Here is a 5,292-nt window from a genome sequence, read left to right as displayed (position 1 = left end):
GGTGACCCGCTCGCTGCCGAACTCCTCGGCGACGAACGCCGCGATCGACCACGCGCTCTCGTACGCCAGGCGCGCGCCGTCGCCGGCGAACTCGGCGTCCGCGGGCAGCGTGCTCGGCGCCCCGCGCTCGGCGACGACCGCGGCGAGGGTGGGCGCGATCGCGGCGAGGTCGCCGCCGGCACCGCGGTAGCCCACGTAGTCGGCATAGCCCTCGAGAATCCACAGCGGCGACCCGTCCACGGTGTCGGTGCGCGCCGCGACATGGGTGAGTTCGTGGCGCAGGATCGCCCGCAGCCCCGCCTCGTCCAGCCGCTGCTCGGCGGCGGGACTGAAGACGATGCGTTGACCGGTGGCCCGGCCCCGCTCGTGGTCGACGACGTCGGAGACCGCGACGGCAGCGATGTCCGCGCCGTTGTAGCGGCTGCCGACCTGCGCGGTGAACTCGTCGTGCGAGGCGGTGACGAGCACGAGGGCGCGGCGGGGCCATCCGGTTCCCCACACGGCGTCCACGGCCTCGACGGCGGAGGCGAGTTCGGCGGCGATGTCGGCGACGAGGGACGAGTGCTCGGGGTGGCCCACGACGAGGGACCGGTTCCCGGCCCCGGTCTCCACTGCCCGGACCTCGAGTGGGCCGAAGTCCCACGGCCCCCGCCAGGTGGTGGTGTCCGTACCCGGCAGCGGGCGGTCGTCGACGAGGTGCCACCGCTCTCCCCGGCGGGCGAGGACCACCGTCACGGGCTTGCGCGTGGGTTCGTCGTCGATCCCTTCGACGGCGTAGCGCAGCAGGACGGTGAGGGCACGGGCCTCGTCGGCGCCGAGCCGGGCCACCAGGTCGCCGGTGACGTCGGTCCCGAGGTCCGGTCCGAGCTCGTAGGCGAAGTCCGCCAGCGGCAACGCGGCCAGGGCTTCGGCGCGGCGCACCTCCGCCTCGAGCAGACCCGGGCGGGCGCGGGGATCCACGACGGTGGCGAGCACCGCCCGGTCGGCGGTGCGCACGGCCCGGGACCATGCATCGAGCAGTCCCTGCACGGCGCGGTGCGACGCCGGTTCGGCCGGGCCGTCGTCGGGCGTGAACGCGAGCGAGAGACCGACGGCCACGACCGCGACGACCAGTCCGGCGACACCGAGCCGTTCCCACCGGCGACTGCCAGGGGGACGGGGCGACGAGTAGGGCGCGGGCACGGCGGCCAGTGTAGGTCGCGCCCACGACCGCGCCGCGGGGGTGGGCGCGACGGACGTCAGTACCGGCGGGCGTTGTGGAACGGCATCCTGTCCATCGGGGCAACCTTGACCGGCACGCCGTAGGTGGAGGCGTGCAGGACGTTGCCGTTGCCCGCGTACAGCCCCACATGCGAGGCGTCGTCGTAGAACGTCACGACGTCGCCGGGTTGGAGCTGATCCCGCGGGACGGGGGTGCCCCCCTGCGCCTGGGCCTGGCTCGACCGCGGCAGGTTCTTGCCGATCTGCTTGTAGGCCCACACCACCAGGCCGGAGCAGTCGAACTCGGACGGGCCGGTGGCACCCCAGCTGTACGGGCTGCCGATCCGGGTCATGCCGGCCTGCAGGGCGCCGCTGCCGCTGCCGGGGGCCAGACTCGACAGGATCTTCTCGGCATCGAATCCCGGGGGGAAGGGGGCGCCGGCCAGGGTGGCCTTCTCCTCGGCGCTCAGGTCGGCAAAGGCCGCGAGCACCTCGTCGATCCGGGCCTCGAGTTCGCTCTGCTGCCGTTGCAGCTCGTCCCGCACGACCTGGGCCTGCTCGGCGGCGGCGCGGGCCTCGTCGGCCGAACGCTCGGATGCGAGCGCAGCCTCCGCGGCCGCGGCCGACGCGGTGCGGAATCCCGCGACCTGGTCGGCGGTCTGGTGGGCGATGACGTCGAGCGCCGACATCTGGTCGAGCAGCTGCTGGGGCGAATCGCTGACCATCAGGGCGAACAGCCGGTTGGTGCGGGCGCCGCGATAGTTGGCGACGGCGAGCTTGTCCACGGTGGGCCGGAAGACGGCCAGTTCCGCTTCCGCGGCGGCCAGCGCCTCGCGATCGCGCGCCAGAGCTGCCTCGGCGGCCCGCTGGGCCTCGACCTTCGCGTCGAGGTCGATTCCGGCGTTGTGCAGCGCCTCGGTGGTCTGCTCGGACTTGCGCGACAACTCGGCCAGCCGTTCCAGTGCGGCGGTGGGGCTCTCCCCCACCGGATCGGCACCGGCCGGGACGGCCACCGAGAACACCGCGAGGAGCACCCCGATCATCAGCGCCCGAAGCGACCGTTTCGTCCTGTCCACCACCACGGGACCAGGTCCTTTCGTTCGACGTTGCGCACCCGTTACCCGAAAAATCTCGATCAGGTTACGGAAGGGCTCCGGTTCGTGTCTACCCGCCGGTAGCTCACCCTGCGCCGGTAGTGCCCGTCCGGAGCGTCAGCGGGGGCGGACCGGCGTCGACCGGTCCGCCCCCGCTGCAGTGCGTGACAGTCGTGGAGTCGTCGCTCAGTAGCGGCGGGCCCCGTCGACCGGCATCGAGTTCATCGGCGCGATCTTCACGGGCTGACCCGAGGTCGACGCGTGGATGACGTTGCCGTTGCCGATGTAGATGCCGGAGTGGCTACCGCCGTAGAACGACACGACGTCGCCGGGCTGCAGCGCGGAGACGTCCACGGCCCTGCCGGCGGCGGCCTGGTCGTAGCTCGTGCGCGGCAGGTTCAGACCGGCCTGCTTGTAGGCCCACTGCACCAGGCCGGAGCAGTCGAAGGCATTCGGACCGGCGGCGCCGTAGACGTAGGGGGCGCCGAGCTTGCTGTGGGCTGCGTCCACGGCGCGCTGGGCGACCGAGGTGACCGGCGCACTGAAGGGCGCGGCCGGAGCCGGTGCGGCACCCTGCGGGGCCGGCGGGACGAGGTTGGCGACCTCCGGCGGGAGGGTCACGCCGGCCGGCAGGTCGAACGAGCCGACGCCGGGGATGGTGACCGGCTCGGCGAGTGCGGGTCCGGCAGAGACGGTGACCGCACCGAGAGCGAGGGCACCGGCAACGACAGCGCGCCGGACGGTGCGCTTGGAAATCTGAGACGCCACGAGGGGTTTGCTCCATTTCTTCCGTTCGTCCGCCGACCGAGTTAGCTGACGGGTTCGGGCTGGGAAGATCAGCCCTACCCCCCGTTCCGCGGGTGCGGTCGGAGGGATTCACCCCAGAGGACAACGTGGGTCCCCGGCTCGGGCACCCGTTGCGGATGCGCCGATTAGGCGGTGACCGAGCGGCGTCTCCCCTCTGGTGGTTCGACATCCTCACCGCTTGGTCTCGAAAAGATTACGAAATCGCATCGGAGGATGTCGACCGCCCGCGCCGTACGCGCCGCGGATTGACGGATATGCCCGATTCGGGCCGGACGGCTCCGGCCGTTCGATCACGGAAACGTAACGGTCGGTTCGAAGGACGACGGCACGGCGGCCACCTCCGGCACGTCCCGCGCCGACCACCGGCCCGCTGCCACGTCGTCGCAGGTCTCGCGGGCGATCGCGGCGGCGAGGACGCCCGCGACACCGCCCACCGCGGCGACACGTCCCACCGCACCACCCGCGTTGTTACCCCGTCGGCACGCCGCCCACACCCGCCCGGGCGATCGACGATGTGATCCTCGTCTCGTCGAGCCGACTCCGGGCGTCCGACCCCCCTCTTCCCCCACCCGGCGGTGTCGGATCCCTCTGCCGGCGTGCCGGATCCCCCTCCCCGCGGTGTCGGACCCGACTCCTACCCTGACGACGTGACCGTGCCCCGCCGACCCGATCCCGCCGTCGGGGTGCAGCTCGGGTTCGACGAACTGGACACGCCGTTGCGGGAGACGTTGTTCGTCGTCGTCGACCTCGAGACCACCGGCGGCAGTTCCACGGACGACGCCATCACGGAAATCGGCGCGGTCAAGATCCGTGGCGGCGAGGTTCTCGGCGAGTTCGCCACGCTCGTCGACCCGGGCCGTTCGATCCCGCCGAACATCGTCCAGCTCACCGGCATCACGACCGCCATGGTGCGTTCCGCGCCCCGGATCGAGCAGGTTCTGCCCTCGTTCCTCGAGTTCGCCGCCGGGGCCGTGCTCGTCGCGCACAACGCGGGCTTCGACGTCGGGTTCCTGCGGGCCGCAGCGTCCCGCGCCGAGGTCGCGTGGCCCCGGTTCACGGTGCTGTGCACGGTCAAGCTCGCCCGCCGCGTGCTCGGCCGGGACGAGGCCCCGTCCGTGCGACTGTCGGCGCTGGCCGAATTGTTCCGTGTGTCCACCACGCCCACGCACCGTGCTCTCGACGATGCCCGCGCCACCGTCGACGTCCTGCACGCGCTCATCGAGCGCGTCGGGAACCAGGGCGTCCACAGCCTCACCGAACTGCGGGACTATCTGCCGGCGGTCACCGCGGAGCAACGCGCCAAGCGGTCCCTCGCGGCACACCTGCCGCGACGGCCCGGTGTGTACCTGTTCCGCGGGCCCTCCGACGAGGTGCTGTACATCGGTACGGCCGTCGACCTGCGCCGCCGCGTGCGCAACTACTTCACCGGTTCCGAGACCCGGCCCCGGCTGAGGGAGATGGTGGCGCTCGCCACCCGGATCGACCACGTGGAATGCGCCCATGCCCTCGAGGCGGGGGTGCGGGAGTTGAGGCTGCTCGCCGCGCACGCCCCGCCCTACAACCGCCGCTCCAAGTTCCCCGCCCGGGGCTGGTGGATCACCCTCACCGACGAGGCGTTCCCCCGGCTGTCCGTCGTGCGGACACCCGCCGCGGCTCCCCCGCATCCGGTCGGCGGCCCCACCGTCGACGCCGTCGGCCCGTTCTCGTCGCGGGCCGACGCCGCCGCCGTCGCCACCACCGTCGCCGAGTTCTGCCGCCTTCGGACCTGCACCCGCCGGATCCCCCGCACGAAGCGCCACGGCGAGCACTGCCCGCCGGACGCCGTCGGAGCCTGCGCTGCCGCAGTAGCCGGACTGCAGACACCCGCCGAGTACGCGCAGCAGGTGGATCTCGCCCGCGCCCTGCTTCGCGGCGACGACGACGAGCCGCTGCATCGGATGCGCCGGCGTGTCGAACACCTCGGCGCTGCCGAACTGTTCGAGAGCGCGGCCCGGTTGCGGGACCGGACGGCCGACGCCGTGCTCGCACTGCGCCGGACGCAGCGCCTGGCCGCGCTCGCGGCGGTGGACGAGCTGGTCGCCGCCCGCCGGCGCGTCGAGGGCGGCTGGGAGTTCGCGGTGATCCGGGCGGGCCGGCTCGCGGGGGCGGGAGTCGCTCCGCGCGGCGTCCCGCCGATGCCCGTGGTCGACGC

General features: G+C 73.0%; 5 protein-coding genes and 1 riboswitch. Of the genes, 1 reads left to right on the top strand and 4 read right to left on the bottom strand.

Annotation, left to right across the window (positions count from 1 at the left end; translation table 11 throughout):
* The 4 genes from OEY_RS28435 to OEY_RS30490 all read right to left on the bottom strand — a co-directional run.
* Positions 1–1,182, bottom strand: a 1,182-nt coding sequence (locus tag OEY_RS28435) for a hypothetical protein (RefSeq protein WP_010594355.1), incomplete at its 3' end; no start/stop codon positions are given.
* Positions 1,183–1,238: 56 nt separating this feature from the next.
* The gene (locus OEY_RS0113320) at positions 1,239–2,282 is read right to left on the bottom strand and encodes an NlpC/P60 family protein (RefSeq protein ID WP_174557560.1); all 1,044 of its coding nucleotides are present in this window, start codon (positions 2,280–2,282) and stop codon (positions 1,239–1,241) included.
* A gap of 198 nt (positions 2,283–2,480) precedes the next feature.
* Positions 2,481–3,062, bottom strand: coding sequence for a C40 family peptidase (locus tag OEY_RS0113315; RefSeq protein ID WP_010594353.1), 582 nt, complete (start codon positions 3,060–3,062; stop codon positions 2,481–2,483).
* 14 nt (positions 3,063–3,076) lie between these two features.
* Positions 3,077–3,243, bottom strand: a riboswitch (cyclic di-AMP (ydaO/yuaA leader).
* 148 nt (positions 3,244–3,391) lie between these two features.
* Positions 3,392–3,553 carry a hypothetical protein gene (locus tag OEY_RS30490; protein ID WP_155621879.1) on the bottom strand — a complete coding sequence of 54 codons (162 nt, stop codon included), beginning with the start codon at positions 3,551–3,553 and terminating at the stop codon, positions 3,392–3,394.
* 195 nt (positions 3,554–3,748) lie between these two features.
* Between OEY_RS30490 and OEY_RS0113305 the strand changes: the two genes are divergently transcribed.
* A partial coding sequence (locus tag OEY_RS0113305) for a DEDD exonuclease domain-containing protein (protein ID WP_443216042.1) occupies positions 3,749–5,292 on the top strand: 1,544 nt, incomplete at its 3' end.

Source organism: Rhodococcus sp. P14, from assembly GCF_000256505.1.
In the GTDB taxonomy this organism is placed as follows: Bacteria; Actinomycetota; Actinomycetes; order Mycobacteriales; family Mycobacteriaceae; genus Rhodococcus; species Rhodococcus ruber.
This window is presented reverse-complemented; position numbering and strand designations above follow the sequence as displayed.